Origin of the sequence: Curtobacterium sp. USHLN213 (genome assembly GCF_037144815.1) — a bacterium.
In the GTDB taxonomy this organism is placed as follows: Bacteria; Actinomycetota; Actinomycetes; order Actinomycetales; family Microbacteriaceae; genus Curtobacterium.
On sequence record NZ_JBBCYQ010000015.1, the window covers coordinates 1 to 17,699 of the forward strand.

Sequence of the window (17,699 nt, forward strand, 5' to 3'; positions counted from 1 at the left end):
GCCGTCGGCGACTTGCTGCAGTGCGACGGGGTACTCCGCGACGATCACGATGTCCGCGGCGACCTGCTTCTCGCCGACCTCGACCTTGACGCCCTGACCGAAGTCACGCTGCCCGATCGCGTCACGGATCGCGCCGATCGCACGCGCGGCACCGTTACCGAGGGAGTGCACCCCGTTGACCTCACGCGCAGCGATCCCGGCGACCTTCGACACGACGGTGTCGTCGATGACGGTCTTGCCCGTGACGCCGCCGGTGTGGGTGCCCGTGTTCCGAGCGACCGCCGAAGCCGTCGCAGCAGAAGCAGTCGTGGTGGTCGTGGTGTCAGCCATGTTCGTTCCTTCCGTTGACCCGCCGGGCGTTCCCAGCGGTTGCTGTTCACGGATGAGACGGGGCCCACCAGACGGAAGTCACACCCGGCTCGTGCTGTTCAGCGATGTCCCAGGAACGGGATCGGACGACGGGGTTCTTGTCCCCCGCCGACGACCGCGGCGGCACCTGGCGCGCAAAGCGGCCGCAGCGTCGCGCGGGCTGTCCCGTTCCCGCGCGATCCCGGGGCCGCACGGGCTCGAGCGTGCGGCGGGCCGGCAACGGGAGTAACGGCTACAAGTCCTGCAGTCGGCGCCCGGTGATGCCCTCGTTCCACCGCGTGACCGAACCCCCGACGACCGACTCGTGGTGTCCCGCGTGCCCGTCGGCGAGTCCGCAGCGCCACCGGTCGAAGACGCTGAGGCACGGGACGCGGGGAAGCCGGTCGGACCCGGTGCCGCTCGGGACCGGTTCGGCGGGGGACGTGGCGTTGCTGTCGTCGATCATTCCGCGGAGAAGACGACGCGACACCCGGATCCGTCACGAAACGGTCGGCCTCCGGTCCGCCCGGGCGTTTCGCCGCCGGCCGGTGCAGGGTGGACGGACCACGACCGGACGGCGACCGTGGACGACGACCGGAAGGCGGGGATGGACCACGACGATCCCCTCCTGCGTGCGGAGGACGCCACCCTCGTGGTCCGTGCGGTCGAGGGCGACGTGCGCGCGTTCGAGGTCCTCGCCCGGCGCCACGGCCCGGTGATGCGCCTCTACGCCGAGCAGATGCTCGGTTCGAACGTCGAGTCGGACGACGTCGTGCAGGACTCCTTCCTGACCGGCTGGCGTCGACTGTCCGACCTCAACGACCCCGCCCGGTTCCGTCCGTGGGTGATGCAGATCGTCACCCGGAAGGCGCTCGACCGGCTCCGCCGACGACGCCACCACGACGACGTCGACACGGTGCAGCACCCGGCCGAGGTCGCTCGGCAGCCGGAGCGTATCGTCGAGACGCGGATGCAGCTCGACGCGATGTGGACCGCGCTCGACCGCCTCCCCGCAGACCAGCGGCGGTGCTGGCTCCTGCGTGAGACGGCCGGCTACAGCTACCAGCAGATCGCCGACGAACTCGAGCTGCCGGTGTCGACGGTGCGTGGGCTGCTCGCTCGTGCCCGTCGGTTCCTGACCGTGGAGATGGAGGCATGGCGATGAGCGACATCGACGATGTCCCCGTGCCCGAGGACGACCTCGACGGCCACACGATGGAGGAGCTCGCGGAGTACCTCGATCGTGGCCGGTCACCACGCGACCCCGCCATCGAGGGCTCTGCCTCGTGCCGTCTCGCCCTGTCGAACATGGAGCGGCTGCGCGAACTCTCCCTCGGCGCCCTGCAGCACCGGGCCGACGCCGAACCGGACCGCGAGACCGACTGGGTCGACCGGTTGCTCGCGACGATCCGCTCCGAGGTCCGCCCCGGTCGGGACGTGCCCGTCCCCCACCCCGATCCCCGACTCCGCCTGTCCATGACCGAGGCCGCCGTCCGTGGACTGGTCCGGCGGACCGGCGACACGATGGGCGGGGTCGTGATGGGCAGCTGCACACTCGACGGTGAACTCGGCGACCCCGGGGCCCCCGTCCACGTGCGCGTGACCGCCGGACTCGTCTACGGGGCGCCCGCGGACGAGACCGCCGACCGCCTCCGGGTGCGGATCGCCGCGGCGCTCGCACGCCACACCACCCTGACCGTTGCGTCCGTCGACGTGGTGTTCGACGACGTCTACCTGCCGTAGGAGCCCGACGTGAGCGACGAAGCGCTGTCCCGAGCCCTCACCGACCGGATCCGGAGCGTCCCCGGCGTCACGGGCGTGTACCCGACGAGGCCGATCGTGCACGCGGCCGCGGAGGCCGTCGCATCGACCTTCGCGCTGCAGGAGCCCGACGTGCTCGTCGACGTGCACCGCGACGGCTCGGCGCTCCGGATCGGGGCGGGGATCGCCGTCGACGACGCACGTCCGGCACCGGAGACGGTCCGTGAGGTGGGCGAGCGCATCCGTGACCTGGTCGACGAGCGGACGGGCGCCCCAGCCGACCTGGTCGAGGTGACGATCCGGCTCGTCGAGGGCATCGGCGGACCGGTCGACGAGTCGGCCGGTCCCGATGCGGGCGAGCCCGCCGCGACACCCGGCTGACGGGGGCCGTGCGGCCCTCGACGCACCGCGGGAGGACGGGAGGCGCGGTGCGGGCCCGCACCGCGCCTCCCGTCCCTGCCACGATCGGGCGTCCGCATCGCGTTCTGGATCGCGCAGGTGCGCGCCGGCACAGCCGGACGAGGGTGAGTCCCGATCACCCCGTCGAGGAGGCGAGCGCGATGATGCGGACCGACGACGATCCCCTGCAGACCGATCCCGAGCACTACCGGCTGCTCTGGGAGAACGAGCACGTCCGCGTGCTCGACTACACCGACGTACCGGGCGACCGGACCCACGTGCACCGACACCCGGCGAGCGTCATGGTCACGCTGACGGGCTTCGATCGCCGACTGGTGGCCGACGGGAGGGAGCTCGACGTGGCGTTGCCCGTCGGGACCGCGGTGTGGCTCCCGGCGCAGCGACACAGCGGGCGGAACACCGGGTCCACACCGACCCACACGATCCTGGTCGAGCTCCTCGACGTGCCGGTCGAGGACCCTGACCCGACCGTGCTCGGACCGGGCCCGAGCCAGAGTTGAGCGTGGTGTCCCAGCAGGCCGGCACCGTCGATCAGGGGGCCGCGGGGACCTGACGGACGGTGTCGGCGGCGCCGGGGGTGGCCCAGACCGTCCCGTCGGCGGCGAACGCGAGCACGTCGACGTCGGCGTCGCTCGTGAGCCGCCGGAGGTCGTCCTCGTCGCCGGCGACGACCGCGGTCGCGAGGACGTCCGCCGTGACGATGTCGTCGGCGATGACCGTTGCCTGGACGAACGTCGGGGTCGCCCGGCGCCAGATGTGCTCGCCGCGCTCGGCGGTGCCGGAGGTCGCGACGGCACGACGAGGTGCCTCGAGCCGGACGACGCCGACGACGGTGTCCCGGTGGGCCGGATCGACGACGCCGACGCTCCAGGGGTCGTCGGCGCGGTGGTGGCCGCGGACGAGCACGTCGCCGCCGGCGCTGACCATCCAGTCGCCGCCGCTGCTCGCGGCGTCGAGCACGGCTCCGGCGTCGCGGGTCGCGAGTGCCTTGACGACGCCGGAGAGGTCGATCACGCCGTCCGGGCGGTGCGGGGTGAACGCTCCCCCGGTGCGCTCCCGCCAGTCGAGCGCGAGCGCGTAGACGTCACGCACCTCGGACGGGGTGTCCGCGAGCCGGACCGAACCGTCGGCGACGCGGCTGAGGACCGACGACGGGTCGTACAGGCTGTAGCGGTGGTCGTAGCCGGCGAAGACGGCGCGCACCTCGGATGCGGCCTCCGGGGTTGCTCCCCGGAGGCTCACGACGGTGCCCATCGTCTCGAAGGTGGTGACGCCGCTCACCGTCCGGCCTTGTCGATCGCGGACTGGAGGGACGTCGTGTAGCCCTCACTGGTGAAGGTCGCGCCGCTGACGGACTGGATCTGCGCGGACTGCGCCTGCAGCGCCTCCTGGCGGAGGATCGGGGCCGCCTGCTGACTGATCTGCACCGACCGCCCGTCGCTGTTCGTGAGCTGCAGCGCGGTGACGTCGGTGATCGTCCCGTTCGCGACGGTGATCTGGACCTGCACCGGGCCGTACCGGGTCTGCGTCGTGTCGCCGGTGAAGGTGCCGGTGGCGGAGGACCCGCCGGTGCCGGTGCCGGTGCCGGTGCTGCTGCCGGTGGTGCCGGCACCGGACGTCGTGCTCTGCTGTGCCGGTGCGGTGACCGCGGGCTGGCCGCCGAGCTGCCACCCGACGACCAGGACCGCGATGGACGAGACGACCCCGCCGGCGATGACGCGTGCTCTCATGACTCGAACCGTTCCTGGTGGATCTGGTGCTCGGGGACGCCCGCGAGCCGTGCTTCGCGGACGACGAGGTCGGACCAGGCACGCGGCCCGCAGACGTACAGGTCGGACTGGAGCAGGTTCGGGAACACCGACCGGAGGGAGACCCCGCGCCGGACGTCCTCCTCGGTCATCCAGCTCTCGCGGGAGCGGGACCGGTGACCGACCATCGTGTACAGCCGGCTGCCCGTCGCCTCGGCGAGGTCGGCGGTCTCGTGCCACAGGTACTGCTGGTCGGCGTCGGTCCCGCGCAGCAGCACGGTGGCCTCACCCGGACGGAGGTCGGTGTCCTCGAGCAACGACCGCACGGGGGTGATGCCGATGCCGGAGGCGACGAGCGCGAGGTACGGAGCGGTCCGAGCCCGGCTGGTGAACAGGCCGTAGGGGCCCTCGAGGGAGACGAACGCACCCGGGGTGATCCGGCCGAGTCGCGCGGAGCCGGCGCCGAGGTCGCGCACCGTGATCCGGGCACGATCGCGGCCGGGGACGGCGGAGAACGACACCGGGTGGGCGTGCCACCAGGTGCGGGCGGTCCAGAAGCGCCACACCCCGTACTGTCCGCCCTCGGTCCCGAGGCGGTCGAGGTCTCGTCCGGCGAGGTGGATCGACACGACGCCCGGTGCGATGGGCTCGACGCCGACGACACGGATGCGGTGGCGGAGCGTCACGACGAGGGGCAGGGCGAACCGGTACAGGGCGATCAGGCCGAGGGCCAGGACGTACAGCGCGATCCAGTAGACCCGCTGCCACGTGCCCTGCGCGAGGACGCTGCCGACGCTGAGCATGTGCGGCAGCGCGACGAGTACCGCGGCGTAGCTGAGGAGGTGGATGACGTGCCAGGCCTCGTACGGCAGGCGACGGCGGACCGCGACGAGCGAGGACACCACGACGGCGACGAACAGCCCGAGTCCGAGGTAGGCCAGCGGCATGTCCGGCGTGGAGAAGAGCGCGATCGTCTCGGCGATCGGCCCGGTGCCCGCCGAGGCGCCGTACCCGAGGGTCAGGAGCGCTCCGTGCGCGAGCAGCAGGTACAGCACGGGCTTCCCGAGCGACCGGTGCACCGCGATGGCGTTGTCCTGGCCGAAGGTCCGGTCGATGAGCGGCACACGCGCGGCGAGCACGAGCATGACGAGCACGAGGTCGGTCGCGACGAGTCCCGCGACGATCCCGGCGTCGGTGAGCCAGCCGCCGATGCCGACGACCGTGTGCGATCCGGGCGACACGAGCCAGAGCATGACGGCCACCGCTGCCGAGACCCAGGCGAGGATCCCGAGCAGGTCGGTGACGGCGTTGCGGCGGCGTCCGGCTCGGCGGCGACGACGGGCCGCGACCTCGAGGGGTTCGTCGTCTCCGATGGGTCTCGGAACGGGACGAGCAGTGGGGCGAGCGGTGTCGATCATCGGCTCGTTCCTCTCCAGCATGTGATCGGGTGGCTCACAGCATCGGCATCGGAGCTATGGAGGAACCCGGAACGGGACGTGCGCTTCGTTCGAGACCTCGAGTGATCGGTGCCGGCGTCGGATCCGCGTCAGGCCGCGGGCAGCCGGACGGTCGCGATCGCGCCGCCGTACTCACCGTTCTCGCCGTTCTCTCCGTTCCGGAGCGACGCCGATCCACCGGCGCGCTCGGCGATCCCGCGCACGAGCGCCAGACCGAGTCCGCTGCCACCGAGCACCGCACGCCGCGCACTGTCCGCCCGGGCGAACCGCTCGAAGGCCTGGGGCAGGAAGTCCTCGGGGACACCGCGACCGTCGTCGACGACGGTGAGTTCGAGCGCGTGCGATGCGTCCTGGGCGAGCGTCACCCGGATCGCACCGCCGTCGTCCCCCGCGGCGATCGCGTTCGCGACGAGGTTGTCGACGATCCGGGCGAACGCGGCGGGCTCGAGCGCGTACCGCTCGTCGGGGGCGTCGAGTGCCGCCGTGAAGTCGATGTCCCGGTCGACGGCATCGCCGAGTGCTCGCGCGCGGTCGATCGAGCCCATCAGCTCCGTCACGAGCTCGGCCGCCGGGGTCGACGGCGCGGGACCGGACTCGTCGAGCCGGCTGAGCTCGAGCATCGTGTTCGCGAGCGCCACCAACCGCGCAGCGTCTCCTTCGGCGCCGCGCAGCTCGCGTTCGAGGGCCTCGGCATCGCCCGACGAGCGGTGCGCGAGTTCGAGCCGAGCGGTCAGGGCGGCGAGCGGTGTCCGGAGTTCGTGACTGGCGTCGGACACCATCCGCCGCTCCCGCTCGGCGTTCTCGCGCTGCCGGTCGATGAAGGCGTTGAGCGTCCGGGCGAGGGCGGCGAGCTCGTCGTCCGAGCTCCCGACCGGCAGGTGGCCGCCCGCGGTCCCGGCGCTCAGGTCCTCGGCGGTCCGCCGCATCCGCCCCACGGGTCGGAGGGCCAGCGTCGAGAGCAGCCAGGCCGTCGCCGCGAACGCCACGAGCGCCAGGACCGTCCCGACGACGAGCGAGCGGTCCACGCGCTCGAGTGTCTCCTGCCCGGCACGGCCGTCGTGCGCAGCCCAGACAACGGAGGAGCCCTCGTCGTTGGTGACGGGCACCCCGACGACGGTGACGAGCCGGTGCCCGGTGTGCAGGCGGAGCGTGACCTCGTCGTCGGGGACACCGGACGGCAGCGACGCCCGGATGTCCCGCGGCAGCGAGTCGACGAGCCACGAACCGGAGGAGGTCCGGATCCCGACCAGGACGTCCTCGGCGGGGCGGTCCGGCGCCTCGTCCGGGTTGTGGCGGAGGTCGGAGACGAACGGCGCGGCGTCCCCGGCGGCGAGCGACTCGTCGGTCGCGATCGTCGCCCGTTCGATCTGCACGTGCAGGACCACCGCTATCCCGGAGAGGACCACGGCGCCCACGACGAGGCTGCCGAGCGTGATGCGCGCGCTGATCGAGAGGCGGCGGAGGACCCTCATGCCGTCGGCACGACCTCGAGCGCGTAGCCGACGCCGCGCACGGTGCGGATCGCGACGTCGGCATCCGCCGCCTGGAGCTTCTTGCGGACGTAGCTCACGTACTGGTCGACGATCGTCGGGTCGAAGTGCTCGGCGCTCCCCCAGACCTCCTCGAGGACCTCGGCGCGGGTCCGCGGTGCCGGCGAGCCCTGGATGAGGAACCGCAGCAGCGAGAACTCCTTGACGCTCAGCGGCAGGTCACGCCCGCGCACGGCGGCGCGGACGGCAACGGTGTCGAGCCGGACCGAGCCGGCCTCGACGACCGTCGCGGTCCCCGCCGCGCGACGGCGCAGGTGGGCTCGGATGCGGGCGTTGAGCTCGGCGATCGCGAACGGCTTCGTGAGGTAGTCGTCGGCTCCGGAGTCGAGCCCGAAGACCCGGTCGTCCACCGCGTCGCGCGCCGTGACGAGCACGACCGGGAAGTCCTCGCCCATCTCGCGCAGCCGACGGCAGACCTCGAACCCGGACATCTCCGGGAGCATGACGTCGATCGCGGCCGCGTCGAAGGACTGCGCGCGGGCCTGGACGAGCGCGGCGACGCCGTCGGACACGACGGTCACGGCGTGCCCCTCGCCGACGAGCCCGCGTTCGACGAGCACACCCATCTCGGGGTCGTCCTCGACCACCAGGATGTTCGCCACGTCACACCACCCCGCTCGTCCCGAGGAGGGATCCGATGACGAACGTCGTCGTGGTGGTCATGCCCCCAGCGAACCAGGTCCGGGCGCTTCCGTTCGTGTGAGGTTTCGAACGATGCCGGCGCCCGGAACCGCTTGGCTGGAGCCACCGCGCCGGTGTCGATCGGCGCACGATGTGGAAGGCCGACATGGACTGGCAGTTCGGCGGGATACCGCTCCACCCCCTCTTCGTCCACCTCACCTCCGTCGCGGTCCCGGTCGCGGCCCTCACCGCGATCGCCGTCGCCGTGTGGCCGAGAGCACGGCGGTGGCTCGCGGTCGGTGCGCCGATCATCGGGCTCGTCGCACTGGTGTCCGTGCCGCTCGCGACGTCTTCCGGCGAATGGCTGGAGCACCACGAGCGGGAGACCGCCTTGCTCGAACGGCACACCGAGCTCGCCGACGGGATGCTCCCCTGGTCGATCGCGGTCTTCGCGCTCCTGACGCTCTGGTGGGGCTGGCACCGGTTCGGGACCGCCCGGGTGACGAACCGCGGCGTGGTGCGGGCCGTCGGGATCATCGGGCCGGTGCTGCTCGTGGTGGTCGCCGTCGTCTCGATCGTCGAGGTCGTCGTCATCGGCCACGCCGGAGCAGAGTCCGTCTGGAAGGGGTAGGCGCCACCCCGCGTCGGGCAGGGGGGGCGGGGGGGGGCCGCCCCCCCCCGGGGGCGCCCGGGGGGCGGGGGGCGGCCCCCCCCCGCGCCTCCTGTCCGACCGTGTGCGGGTCAGTGCGTGTGGTCGCCGGTGCTGGTGGCCACCGCAGGGGTCACCGTGAACCGGTCGACGTTGCGCATCGCTTCGCGGAGGTGCTCCTCGGCGTGCTCCGCGAGGTGCGTGGCGGCATGCAGGTCGGTGGCCGCGACCTCGACCGTCGCGGATCCCGTGAGCCGGTGCCCGGTCCAGCGGAGCCGGACGTCACGGACGGCGAGCACCCCGTCGGCGTGCTCGAGCGCGTGTTCCGCCCGGCCGACCAGCGCGGGATCGACCGCGTCCATGAGTCGCGCCCCGATCGACCGCACCGTTCCCCAGAGCAGCAGCAGGATCGAGATCGAGATGAGGAGACCGATGATCGGATCGGCGAGCGGGAAGCCGAGCATCACGCCGATCGCACCGAGGACCACCGACAGCGACGTGAAGCCGTCGAGCCGGGCGTGCACGCCGTCGGCCACGAGCGCCGCCGAACCGATGCGCTGACCGACGCGGATGCGGTAGATCGCCACGATCTCGTTGCCGGCGAACCCGATGAGCCCGGCGGCGACCAGCAGCCAGGGCGCCTCCACCGGCCTCGGGTGGACGAACCGGTCGATCGCCTGCCACCCCGCGACGACGGCGGAGAGCGCGACGACGAAGACGATGAACATGCCGGCGAGGTCCTCGGCGCGACCGTACCCGTAGGTCATCCGGCGGGTCGCGAGGCGGCGGCCGAGGACGAACGCGATCCACAGCGGCACGGCGGTCAGCGCGTCCGCGAAGTTGTGGACGGTGTCCGCGAGCAGGGCGATCGAGCCGGTGAACGCGACGATCACGGCCTGCAGGACCGTCGTGGCGAGCAGGACGAACAGGCTGATCTTGAGCGCGCGGACGCCGGCGGCACTGGCTTCCATCGCGTCGTCGATCGAGTCGGCGCTGTCGTGCGTGTGCGGGACGAAGAGGTGCTGGAGGAAGCTCCGCACCCCACCGTGCGGATGCGAGTGGTCGTGCCCGTGGTCGTGCGGGTGCGTGTGGTCGTGGCCGCTCATGCTCGTCCCGGCTCCCCGCGGTGGTGCGGTGGCGCCCCGACCACGTGTTCCGCCTGCTTGACCGCGTCGATGACGAGCTCGGACGCGTGCTCGTCCGTGAGCCGGTAGAACACCGTCGTGCCCTCGCGCCGCGTCGAGACCATCCGGGCGAGCCGCAGCTTCGCGAGGTGTTGCGAGACCGCTGCCGGAGTCTTGTCCACGACGTCCGCCAGGTGGTTCACGGACATCTCCTCGGCGCTCCGCAGCGCGAGGATGATCTTCACCCGGGTCGCGTCCGCGAGCATCGCGAACACCTCGACCGCGAGCTCGACGTACTCCGACTCCGGATCGAGTCCGCATGGTTGCTTGTCTACGTGCACACGCAGATACTAATGCACTGGTGCGTCACCGCCACCCGGGGTACCCGCTCAGGGCATCCCACCCGGCCGCCCGGCACGCGACCATCGAACCGTGACCACCTCGACGCCCCGTGTCGCGCTCCTCCTGGCCTCCCTCGGGTTCTTCCTCATCACGCTCGACATCCTGATCGTGAACGTCGCCCTGACGACGATCGGCCGGGAGCTCGGCGGCAGCACCTCGGGCCTGCAGTGGGTCATCGACTCGTACACGCTGCTCTTCGCGTCCCTGCTGCTGTTCGCCGGCAACCTGTCCGACCGCATCGGTGCGAAGCGTGCCATCGGGTGGGGCATCGCCGGGTTCCTGCTCGCCTCCGTCGCCTGCGCGATCGCTCCGACGCTCGGCACCCTGATCGGAGCGCGCGCCGTCCAGGGCGCTGCGGCAGCGGTCATGCTGCCGGCGTCGATGGCACTCGTCCGCGAGGCGTTCCCGGACGCCCGCGAACGCGCCCACGCCCTCGGCATCTGGGCGGTCGGCGGCGCCGTGGCCGGAGCGGTCGGGCCGGTCCTCGGCGGCGCGCTGACCACGGTCGACTGGCGGCTCGTGTTCGCGATCAACCTGCCGGTGTGCGTCGTCATGCTCGGCATGCTGCTGCGGGTGGCGCCCTCGCCCCGTCGCCCGAGCCGGTTCGACCCCGTGGGCCAGGTGCTGGCGCTGCTCACCCTCGCCGGACTCGTCTTCGGCCTCATCGAGGGCGGCGCGCACGGCTTCGGCACCGGGTACGTCGTCGCCGCACTCGTGGTCGCCGCTGCATCGCTCGTCGGGTTCCTCGTCGTCCAGGCCCGGGGTCGCTCTCCGATGATGCCGCTCGACCTGTTCCGGTCGAGCGGGATGCGGATCGCGCTCGGAGTCGGGTTCGCGTTCATGGTCGGCAACTTCGGCAGCGTCTTCGTGCTGAGCCTGTACCTGCAGCAGCACCTCGGGCTGTCGCCGCTGCTCGCCGGACTCGTGTTCCTGCCGTCCGCGGCGTGCAGCATCGTCGGCAACGTCGTCAGCGGCACCCTCGCCAACCGCTTCGGTGCCCGCGTCCCGGTCGTCGCCGGACTCACCACGATGGTCCTGGGGCTCGTCGTGGTGATCGTGTTCGCACCGCTCGACTCGTGGGTCGCCGTCGCCGTCTGCGCGGTCCTGACCGGCGCGGGCGGATCGGTCGCGATGCCGCCGGCGACGTCCGTCGTCCTCGCCAGCGTCCCCGCGGAACGCTCCGGGACCGCGAGCGCCGTGTTCAACACCTTCCGCCAGGTCGGCGGCGCGGTGGCCATCGCCGTGTTCGGCGCCCTCCTCGCCGACCGGGCGCACTTCGTGACCGGCACCCAGGTCAGCTTCGTCGTCGCGGGAGCCGTCATCCTCGTCGCCGCGGTCGCGGCCACCCGCATCCGCACCACGTGACGGTCGCTCCGGTCGGGCGGGACGCGACCAGTGACGGACGGGAGGCGGGGGGGGGGGGGGGGCCCCCCCCCCCCGGGCCGGGGGGGGGGGGGGGGGCGGGCGCCCCCCCCCCCCCCCCCCGGGTTGGGGGGCCCCCCCGCGACCCGGTGTCAGCGAGCCGTCGTCACGCGCGTCCGTCCGCCGCAGCGGGGTCGGCGGCGTGCGCCGCGTCCCGGCGCTCGGTGGCGTCGAGGGATCCGAGCAGGCGGAGCGCGTCCGCCGTCGGCGAGCCCGGTTCGGCCGTGTAGAGCAGGAAGCTCAGCGCCGGGTCGCTCATCAGGCGGGAGCCCTCGAACAGCAGGTCGAGCGCACCGACGACCGGGTGCACGAAGTGCTTCTCGCCGGTGCCGTGCCGGCGGACGTCGTGCGCGCCCCACTTCGTGCGGAACTCGGGGCTGCGCGTGGAGAGCTCGCCGACGAGGTCCTGCAGCTCCCGGTCGTGCGGGTCGTGCCCCGCGGCGGCCCGGAGGATCGCCACGCTCTGGTCGGCGGCGAGGTCCCAGTCCGGGTAGAACGCGTCCGACCACTCGCGGTCGAGGAACGCTGCGCGGGCGAGGTTCGGGCGCTCGGTCTTCCGGAAGAGGTCGGCGTAGAGGGCCCGTCCGAGCGCGTTCGCGCCGAGCACGTCGAGGCGGTCGTTGCGGATGAACGCCGGTCCCCCCGTGAAGGCGTCGAGCGCGTACTGCAGACCGGGGCGCAGCGTCTTCGGGGTCGTGGACCGGCGGCGGGCGGCCCGCACCGGCGAGGCGTTCGCGGCACGGGCGAGGTCGAACAGGTGGTCGCGTTCGGCGTCGTCGAGGAGCAGCGCACCGGCGATCGCGTGCAGGACGCCCTCGGACACCCCGGAGAGACTGCCGCGCTCGAGTCGGGAGTAGTACTCGACGCTCACGTCGGCGAGCATCGCCACCTCGCCACGGCGGAGGCCCGCGACCCGCCGGTTCGCTCCTGCGGGCAGGCCGACCTGCTCGGGGCGGACGCGGGCGCGCCGGCTGACGAGGAAGTCCCTGACGTCGTCGCGGTTCGTGCTCATGGACGGGGACTGATCCGGACGGTCGCCGAGGTCGGTCCGTCCTGCAGCATCGGGGGCAGGTAGGGGCTGCCGGCGTACTTCGCCTCGTAGGCGGCGTCGATGCGGCTGTTCAGGTCGGGGCCGACGGCCTCGAAGGCTGCCTCGTGCTCGGCCCCGGCGGCGCGGATCCTGCCGGCACCCTGCTCGACGGCGGCCCGGTACCACCGGGAGCGCCGACCGTTGTAGGCGCGGGCGTACAGCCCGCCGTCGACGACCACGGACCAGATCCACGTCGGCGTGCCGTACGTCGTGCCGTCCCCCCGGAACGGGCTGACGTGGAGGTCGTCGCTCGCGCCGATCGCGGCGATGGTGTCCTCGTCCCAGTTCGTCATCGGGTCACCGGCCCGCGAGGTCGTCGTCGGAGACGTGCTCGAGCCAGGTGGTCGTGGTCGACGGGTCGTCGGCGCTCTCGAGCATCGCGAAGTGCTCCACGAAGGTGCCCTCGGCGGAGGCGTGGAAGTGCTCCTCGCCCGGTGAGACGTACACGGTGTCACCGGGACGCGCGGTCACGACCTTCCCGTCGCGGGTCCCGAAGCGCGCCACGCCCTGGGTGACGCGGAGGAACTGGCCGCGGGCGTGGGAGTGCCAGGCGGTGCGGGCACCGGGGGCGAACTTCACGAGCGCGAGCGTCGCGCGCTGGTCGCCGTCCTGCGGGGTGACGATCGGGTCGACCCACACGTCGCCGGCGAACTGCTCCGGCGGGTTCTTGGCGGTGGGCTGCTTCGGCAGGATCTCCTGCGGCATGGGTTCGTCCTCTCTCGGCGGGTGGTCGTGTGCCCGCTGCGTCCGACGCTACGACCGATGGCGGTCGGGAGGGATGTCCTGACAGGGTGACCCTGTCGGTCTAGCGTTGCGAACATGGGCAGTGACGCACCCCGGACGACCGGTCGCGGTGATTCGACGCAGCAGGTGTTCCTCCACCGCAACCGCGTCCGACTGCAGTCCCTCGTCGACCGGGTCGTGCCCGCCGACGAGTACCCGTCGGCGTCCGAGGCCGGCGCGCTCGAGTTCCTGGCGTCGGTCCTCGACGAGCGTCCGGACTGGCTCGACCGGATCCGTGCGGTCGTGGACGGCCACGACCAGGACGACGACCCCGACTGGGCGTGGTTCGCGGGGATCGTCGCCGCCGGCTACTACGCCGACGCGGGCAACGGCGGCAACGCCGGCGAACGCTCGTGGGAGATGGTCGGCTGGCAACCCGAGCCGCCGGCGGGGTGGAGTGTCCCGGTACCGGTGCCCACGGCGCAGCCGGTGGTGGTGCGCCCGGCGGAGTTGGCCGAGCGGTACGACGCGATCGTCATCGGTTCGGGGGCCGGTGGGGGTGTCGCGGCGCGCGGGCTCGCCGAGTCCGGGCGCCGGGTCCTCGTGGTCGAGGCCGGGTCCTGGCCGGGCACCGCCGACCTCGCGCAGGACCACATCCGCAATCCCCGGTCGACGTGGGGGCTCGCACCGCGGTCCGGTCCCGTCGACCTCGGCAACCCGCGCGTGATCGCCTCGCAGGAGGGAGACCGGGTCGCCCGGCCGTCCGACTGGGACTGGCACAACAACGCCTTCACGGCTGGCGGTGGCACGAGGGTCTACGGCGCGCAGGCGTGGCGGTTCGCCCCGAGGGACTTCACGATGGCCACCGACCACGGCGTGCCGGACGGCAGTGCCCTGGCGGACTGGCCGATCGGCTACGCGGACCTCGAGCCCTGGTACGAGCGGGCGGAGTGGGAGCTCGGCGTGAGCGGCGACGGCGACGGTCCGTGGGCCGGTCCCCGCACCCGGGCGCTGCCGATGCCGGCGGTGGCGGCGGGGCCCGCGCGGGAGCGGTTGGCGCGAGCCGCGACCGAGCTCGGCTGGTCGACGGTGCACGTCCCGCTGCTCGTCAACTCGGTCCCCTTCCTCGGGCGGGGAGCGTGCGAGCAGTGCGGGATGTGCGTCGGGTTCGCCTGCCCCGTCGACGCGAAGAACGGCAGCCAGAACACGATGCTCCCCCGGGCCGTCGCCACCGGCAACGCGTCCGTCCTCCTCGAGACCCGGGCCGCGCGGATCCGGACGGACCGGTCCGGCCGCGTCGTCGGGGTGACGCTCGTCGGGACGGTCGACGGCGGGGACTGGCGTTCGGACGTCGACGCGGCGGAGGTCGTCGTCGCGGCGGGAGCGGTGGAGTCCGCCCGGCTCCTCCTCAACAGCCGCAGCGAGCAGGAGCCGAACGGGCTCGGCAACGGCCAGGACCAGGTCGGACGGCACCTGCAGGGGCACCGGTACGGCGGCGCGATGGGCATCTTCGACGACGTCGTCGAGGGCGGCCTCGGGCCCGGGCCGTCCATCGCCACGACCGACTTCCGGCATGGCGTCCCCGGGCAGATCGGCGGCGGGATCATCGCGGACGAGTTCGTCGCGACGCCGTCGAACACCTACGCGTACCTCACCGGGTTCGGGCTCCTCCCCCGTGCGGGCATCGACAGCAAGCACGGGATGCGCGACCTCGCCCGCCGGAGCATGCGACTGATGGGGCCGATCCAGGAGGTCACGTCCGCCGACTCCCGCGTCCGGGTCGACCCCGCCGTCACCGACCGGTGGGGCGTCCCCGTCGCACGGTTCAGCGGTGGTCCGCACCCGGAGGACACCCGTGCCCGCGACCACACCAGTGCGCGGAGCGGGGACTGGCTCCGGGCCGCGGGTGCGACGCGGGTCGCCGAGATGCACGGGGAGCTGACCGGGACGAGTGGTGGCCAGCACCAGGCCGGGACCCTCCGCATGGGCGATGATCCGCGCACGTCGGTCGTCGATCCGTTCGGCCGGGTGTGGGGACACGACAACCTGCGCGTCGCCGACGGGTCGGTGCACGTCACGAACGGCGGGGTGAACCCGGTGCTGACGATCTTCGCGACGGCGATGCGGACGATCGACGACATGGTCCGGTGAGGTCAGGCGCCGCGGACGCTACCCGCGCCGGCGGGTGCGGGGGTCCGGCGGGTCCGGCGGGTCCGGCGGGTCGGTCGGCTCCGTCGGCTCCGTCGGTTGACCGAGGACGGTCCGTCCGGCGAGCACGGCCAGCGCGACCTCGGTGATCGGGCGCCGGTTCCGCCGCGCGTGGTCGCGCAGCAGCGAGAACGCGGTCGCCGGGTCGACGCCGTTCCGGTTGGCGAGCCACCCCTTCGCCTGTTCGATGACCGTCCGGCTCTCGAGGGCCGCCTGCAGCTGCGCCTGTGTCGTCACGGCGTCGTCGATGGTCCGCTGCTGCACGACCGAGATCGCGGCGATGTCCGCCAGTGCCCGCGCGGCGACGAGGTCGTCCTCGTTGAACGCACCCGTGGACTCGCCGAACAGGTTGAGCGACCCGCTGACGGTCGCCCGGAGCCGGAGCGGGATCGAGTGGACGGCGCGGTAACCCGCGTCCGCAGCGGCCCGGGAGAAGTGCGGCCATCGAGACTCGGCGGCCAGGACGTCGGGGATCGAGACCACGGTCCCCGTCCGGGCGGCTTCGAGGCAGGGTCCGTCGCCGACCTCGAGCTGCAGGAGTTCGAGCAGTCCGCTGTGGTGCCCCACCGAGGCGGCGATGTGCAACCGATGGTCCGAGCCGAACAGCATCAGCCCGGCGGCCTGGACGTCGAACAACGCCGCCGACTCGTCCACGAGGAGCTGCAGGCGGCCCGCGAGGTCCCGTGGACCGGTGGCACCGCCGACCAGTTCGATGATCGTGTCGAGCAGTCGTCGTTCGCGGTCGACACCCAATGGGTCACTCCAGATGCGGTGATCAGAAGTGGCCGGTCGTGCGCTGCTCCAGCGGCCGGGGACCGCGTGGTCCCACCGTACGGCCCGCACATGCGAACGCACCCGGGCGTCCGACGTGCCTGACCAGCGCACGACGGAAGGCACCGCGAACCGCGGTTCCCCGTGGTTCGCGGTGCCTTCCGTTGTGCGCAAGCACCCCGCACCGCGGGGCGCCGCCGCGCGCGGCCGCGGCCCCGCGCTACCGCTTCAGGTTCGTCAGCTCCTGCAGCACCTCGTCCGAGGTCGTGATGATGCGCGCGTTCGCCTGGAACCCGCGCTGCGCCACGATGAGGTTCGTGAACTCCTGCGACAGGTCGACGTTCGACATCTCGAGCGTGCCCGACGCGAGCTGCCCGACACCGGGCGACCCCGGAGCGCCGACCGTGGCGTTGCCGGAGTTGGCCGTGGCGCGGTAGCCCGACGCACCGGTCTTCTCGAGACCGGCCGGGTTCGCGAACGTCGCGAGGGCGATCCGACCGATGGCGAGCGACGCACCGTTCGAGAACGTCCCGACGACCGTGCCGTCCTTCGAGATCGAGTAGCCCTGGAGCGACCCGGCCTCGTGGCCGTTCTGCGACGAGATCGACGCGGTGTTGAGCGACGCGAAGCCCGTGAGCTGCCGCATGTCGACGGCGATGCCCCCGACGGCGAGCGTGCCACCGGCCGTGAGCTTGCCGTCGGTCCCGAACGTGAGCGACGTCGTCGCCTGGGTGCCCTGGCCGTCGGTCGCGGTGACGTCCCAGCCGGCAGCGGTGCGCTCGTAGGCGATCGACATGGTGTGCTTCGCACCGGACGCGTCGTAGACGGTGGCGTCGCGGGTGATGACCGCGCCCACGGCGGTCTCGGACGGCAGGTTGCCGGTCACACCAGCGGTGGAGGTGCGGACGGCGGGCGCGGCGGCGTCGAGCGGCAGGACGATGTCCGACAGGGCGCCGTTCTCGTTCACGACGCCGTTCGTGGCCGGGTAGCCCTGCACGATCTTCCCGTCGGCGCTGACGAGGCGGCCGTCGGCATCGAAGTCGAACGCACCGGCGCGGCTGTACACGGTGTCGTTGCCGAGGCGCGTGACGAAGAAGCCGTCGCCCGAGATCATCAGGTCGGTGGCCTTGCCGGTGGCCTGGGCGGAGCCCTGGGCGAAGTTCGTGGAGACGCCGGCGACCTGCACGCCGAGGCCGATCTGGGCCGGGTTCGTGCCACCGATGCCGGTCTGCGGTCCGCCGGCACCCTGGGTCATCTGCGACAGGGTGTCCTGGAAGACCGTCGACGACGACTTGAAGCCGACCGTGTTGACGTTGGCGATGTTGTTGCCCGTGACGTCCAGCATCTGCTGGTGCGAACGGAGGCCGGAGATCCCGGAGTAGAGCGAGCGGAGCATGGTGCGTCC

General features: G+C 72.7%; 21 protein-coding genes. 7 read left to right on the top strand and 14 right to left on the bottom strand.

All coding sequences use genetic code 11. The features are described from left to right. Both WFH25_RS17340 and WFH25_RS17345 read right to left on the bottom strand, forming a co-directional pair. Positions 1 to 330, bottom strand: a 330-nt coding sequence (locus WFH25_RS17340; RefSeq protein ID WP_336698754.1) for an Asp23/Gls24 family envelope stress response protein, incomplete at its 3' end; no start/stop codon positions are given. Positions 331 to 601: 271 nt separating this feature from the next. After that, positions 602 to 814, bottom strand: a complete 213-nt coding sequence (locus WFH25_RS17345) for a hypothetical protein (protein ID WP_336698755.1) — start codon at positions 812 to 814, stop codon at positions 602 to 604. Between the two features lie 117 nt (positions 815 to 931). Between WFH25_RS17345 and WFH25_RS17350 the strand changes: the two genes are divergently transcribed. From WFH25_RS17350 to WFH25_RS17365, 4 genes are all read left to right on the top strand, one after another. After that, positions 932 to 1,513 carry an RNA polymerase sigma factor gene (locus WFH25_RS17350; protein ID WP_254789602.1) on the top strand — a complete coding sequence of 194 codons (582 nt, stop codon included), beginning with the start codon at positions 932 to 934 and terminating at the stop codon, positions 1,511 to 1,513. After that, positions 1,510 to 2,091, top strand: a complete 582-nt coding sequence (locus WFH25_RS17355; RefSeq protein WP_139219831.1) for a hypothetical protein — start codon at positions 1,510 to 1,512, stop codon at positions 2,089 to 2,091. The genes WFH25_RS17350 and WFH25_RS17355 overlap by 4 nt, the downstream gene beginning before the upstream one ends. Positions 2,092 to 2,100: 9 nt before the next feature. Beyond that, positions 2,101 to 2,490, top strand: coding sequence for a hypothetical protein (locus WFH25_RS17360; RefSeq protein WP_336698757.1), 390 nt, complete (start codon positions 2,101 to 2,103; stop codon positions 2,488 to 2,490). A gap of 179 nt (positions 2,491 to 2,669) precedes the next feature. Beyond that, positions 2,670 to 3,029, top strand: a complete 360-nt coding sequence (locus WFH25_RS17365; protein WP_336698758.1) for a cytoplasmic protein — start codon at positions 2,670 to 2,672, stop codon at positions 3,027 to 3,029. Positions 3,030 to 3,060: 31 nt separating this feature from the next. Here WFH25_RS17365 and WFH25_RS17370 read toward each other — a convergent pair whose 3' ends face one another. From WFH25_RS17370 to WFH25_RS17390, 5 genes are all read right to left on the bottom strand, one after another. Next, positions 3,061 to 3,810 carry an FAD:protein FMN transferase gene (locus WFH25_RS17370; protein ID WP_336698759.1) on the bottom strand — a complete coding sequence of 250 codons (750 nt, stop codon included), beginning with the start codon at positions 3,808 to 3,810 and terminating at the stop codon, positions 3,061 to 3,063. Next, a complete protein-coding gene (locus tag WFH25_RS17375) occupies positions 3,807 to 4,259 on the bottom strand; it encodes an FMN-binding protein (protein WP_336698760.1) in 453 nt (150 codons plus the stop codon). Before WFH25_RS17375 ends, WFH25_RS17370 begins: the two co-directional genes overlap by 4 nt. Beyond that, positions 4,256 to 5,695 carry a ferredoxin reductase family protein gene (locus WFH25_RS17380; protein ID WP_336698761.1) on the bottom strand — a complete coding sequence of 480 codons (1,440 nt, stop codon included), beginning with the start codon at positions 5,693 to 5,695 and terminating at the stop codon, positions 4,256 to 4,258. The genes WFH25_RS17375 and WFH25_RS17380 overlap by 4 nt, the downstream gene beginning before the upstream one ends. Before the next feature lie 128 nt (positions 5,696 to 5,823). Continuing rightward, complete coding sequence (locus tag WFH25_RS17385; RefSeq protein WP_336698763.1) at positions 5,824 to 7,206, bottom strand: ATP-binding protein; 1,383 nt, start codon at positions 7,204 to 7,206, stop codon at positions 5,824 to 5,826. Next, positions 7,203 to 7,886 (bottom strand): response regulator transcription factor, encoded by a 684-nt coding sequence (locus tag WFH25_RS17390; protein WP_070418878.1) that lies wholly within the window; start codon positions 7,884 to 7,886, stop codon positions 7,203 to 7,205. Before WFH25_RS17390 ends, WFH25_RS17385 begins: the two co-directional genes overlap by 4 nt. Before the next feature lie 185 nt (positions 7,887 to 8,071). Between WFH25_RS17390 and WFH25_RS17395 the strand changes: the two genes are divergently transcribed. Beyond that, on the top strand, positions 8,072 to 8,536 hold the full coding sequence (locus WFH25_RS17395) for a DUF2231 domain-containing protein (RefSeq protein WP_336698764.1): 465 nt from the start codon (positions 8,072 to 8,074) through the stop codon (positions 8,534 to 8,536). A 110-nt stretch (positions 8,537 to 8,646) separates the two neighbouring features. On the opposite strand, the gene WFH25_RS17400 is transcribed toward WFH25_RS17395, so the two are convergent. Together WFH25_RS17400 and WFH25_RS17405 are read right to left on the bottom strand one after the other, a co-directional pair. After that, positions 8,647 to 9,660, bottom strand: a complete 1,014-nt coding sequence (locus tag WFH25_RS17400) for a cation diffusion facilitator family transporter (RefSeq protein ID WP_336698765.1) — start codon at positions 9,658 to 9,660, stop codon at positions 8,647 to 8,649. Beyond that, the gene (locus WFH25_RS17405; RefSeq protein ID WP_092387361.1) at positions 9,657 to 10,019 is read right to left on the bottom strand and encodes an ArsR/SmtB family transcription factor; all 363 of its coding nucleotides are present in this window, start codon (positions 10,017 to 10,019) and stop codon (positions 9,657 to 9,659) included. The genes WFH25_RS17400 and WFH25_RS17405 overlap by 4 nt, the downstream gene beginning before the upstream one ends. A 91-nt stretch (positions 10,020 to 10,110) precedes the next feature. Between WFH25_RS17405 and WFH25_RS17410 the strand changes: the two genes are divergently transcribed. Further along, complete coding sequence (locus WFH25_RS17410; RefSeq protein ID WP_336698766.1) at positions 10,111 to 11,445, top strand: MFS transporter; 1,335 nt, start codon at positions 10,111 to 10,113, stop codon at positions 11,443 to 11,445. A 163-nt stretch (positions 11,446 to 11,608) separates the two neighbouring features. Here the strand turns inward: WFH25_RS17410 and WFH25_RS17415 are convergent, their stop codons facing one another. The 3 genes from WFH25_RS17415 to WFH25_RS17425 are packed head-to-tail and all read right to left on the bottom strand — an operon-like array spanning position 11,609 to position 13,297. Beyond that, positions 11,609 to 12,514, bottom strand: coding sequence for a helix-turn-helix transcriptional regulator (locus WFH25_RS17415; protein WP_336698769.1), 906 nt, complete (start codon positions 12,512 to 12,514; stop codon positions 11,609 to 11,611). After that, positions 12,511 to 12,885, bottom strand: coding sequence for a DUF2255 family protein (locus WFH25_RS17420; RefSeq protein WP_336698770.1), 375 nt, complete (start codon positions 12,883 to 12,885; stop codon positions 12,511 to 12,513). The genes WFH25_RS17415 and WFH25_RS17420 overlap by 4 nt, the downstream gene beginning before the upstream one ends. 4 nt (positions 12,886 to 12,889) lie before the next feature. Further along, entirely contained in the window at positions 12,890 to 13,297 is a 408-nt protein-coding gene (locus tag WFH25_RS17425; protein ID WP_336698771.1) for a cupin domain-containing protein, read from the bottom strand. A gap of 114 nt (positions 13,298 to 13,411) precedes the next feature. On the opposite strand from WFH25_RS17425, the gene WFH25_RS17430 reads away from it, so the two are divergent. After that, positions 13,412 to 15,466 carry a GMC oxidoreductase gene (locus WFH25_RS17430; RefSeq protein WP_336698772.1) on the top strand — a complete coding sequence of 685 codons (2,055 nt, stop codon included), beginning with the start codon at positions 13,412 to 13,414 and terminating at the stop codon, positions 15,464 to 15,466. An 18-nt stretch (positions 15,467 to 15,484) separates the two neighbouring features. Here the strand turns inward: WFH25_RS17430 and WFH25_RS17435 are convergent, their stop codons facing one another. Together WFH25_RS17435 and WFH25_RS17440 are read right to left on the bottom strand one after the other, a co-directional pair. Next, complete coding sequence (locus tag WFH25_RS17435) at positions 15,485 to 16,276, bottom strand: GAF and ANTAR domain-containing protein (protein WP_336698773.1); 792 nt, start codon at positions 16,274 to 16,276, stop codon at positions 15,485 to 15,487. A gap of 238 nt (positions 16,277 to 16,514) precedes the next feature. Next, positions 16,515 to 17,690 (bottom strand): flagellar hook protein FlgE, encoded by a 1,176-nt coding sequence (locus tag WFH25_RS17440; protein WP_070418840.1) that lies wholly within the window; start codon positions 17,688 to 17,690, stop codon positions 16,515 to 16,517. Positions 17,691 to 17,699: the final 9 nt, after the last annotated feature.

Bases quoted from the DNA above. Each gene is read 5' to 3' on its own strand.
- WFH25_RS17345 (WP_336698755.1), bottom strand. From the start codon at position 814: ATGATCGACGACAGCAACGCCACGTCCCCCGCCGAACCGGTCCCGAGC.
- WFH25_RS17365 (WP_336698758.1), top strand. From the start codon at position 2,670: ATGATGCGGACCGACGACGATCCCCTGCAGACCGATCCCGAGCACTAC.
- WFH25_RS17385 (WP_336698763.1), bottom strand. From the start codon at position 7,206: ATGAGGGTCCTCCGCCGCCTCTCGATCAGCGCGCGCATCACGCTCGGC.
- WFH25_RS17430 (WP_336698772.1), top strand. From the start codon at position 13,412: ATGGGCAGTGACGCACCCCGGACGACCGGTCGCGGTGATTCGACGCAG.
- WFH25_RS17425 (WP_336698771.1), bottom strand. From the start codon at position 13,297: ATGCCGCAGGAGATCCTGCCGAAGCAGCCCACCGCCAAGAACCCGCCG.
- WFH25_RS17380 (WP_336698761.1), bottom strand. From the start codon at position 5,695: ATGATCGACACCGCTCGCCCCACTGCTCGTCCCGTTCCGAGACCCATC.
- WFH25_RS17355 (WP_139219831.1), top strand. From the start codon at position 1,510: ATGAGCGACATCGACGATGTCCCCGTGCCCGAGGACGACCTCGACGGC.
- WFH25_RS17415 (WP_336698769.1), bottom strand. From the start codon at position 12,514: ATGAGCACGAACCGCGACGACGTCAGGGACTTCCTCGTCAGCCGGCGC.
- WFH25_RS17395 (WP_336698764.1), top strand. From the start codon at position 8,072: ATGGACTGGCAGTTCGGCGGGATACCGCTCCACCCCCTCTTCGTCCAC.
- WFH25_RS17420 (WP_336698770.1), bottom strand. From the start codon at position 12,885: ATGACGAACTGGGACGAGGACACCATCGCCGCGATCGGCGCGAGCGAC.
- WFH25_RS17375 (WP_336698760.1), bottom strand. From the start codon at position 4,259: ATGAGAGCACGCGTCATCGCCGGCGGGGTCGTCTCGTCCATCGCGGTC.
- WFH25_RS17400 (WP_336698765.1), bottom strand. From the start codon at position 9,660: ATGAGCGGCCACGACCACACGCACCCGCACGACCACGGGCACGACCAC.
- WFH25_RS17440 (WP_070418840.1), bottom strand. From the start codon at position 17,690: ATGCTCCGCTCGCTCTACTCCGGGATCTCCGGCCTCCGTTCGCACCAG.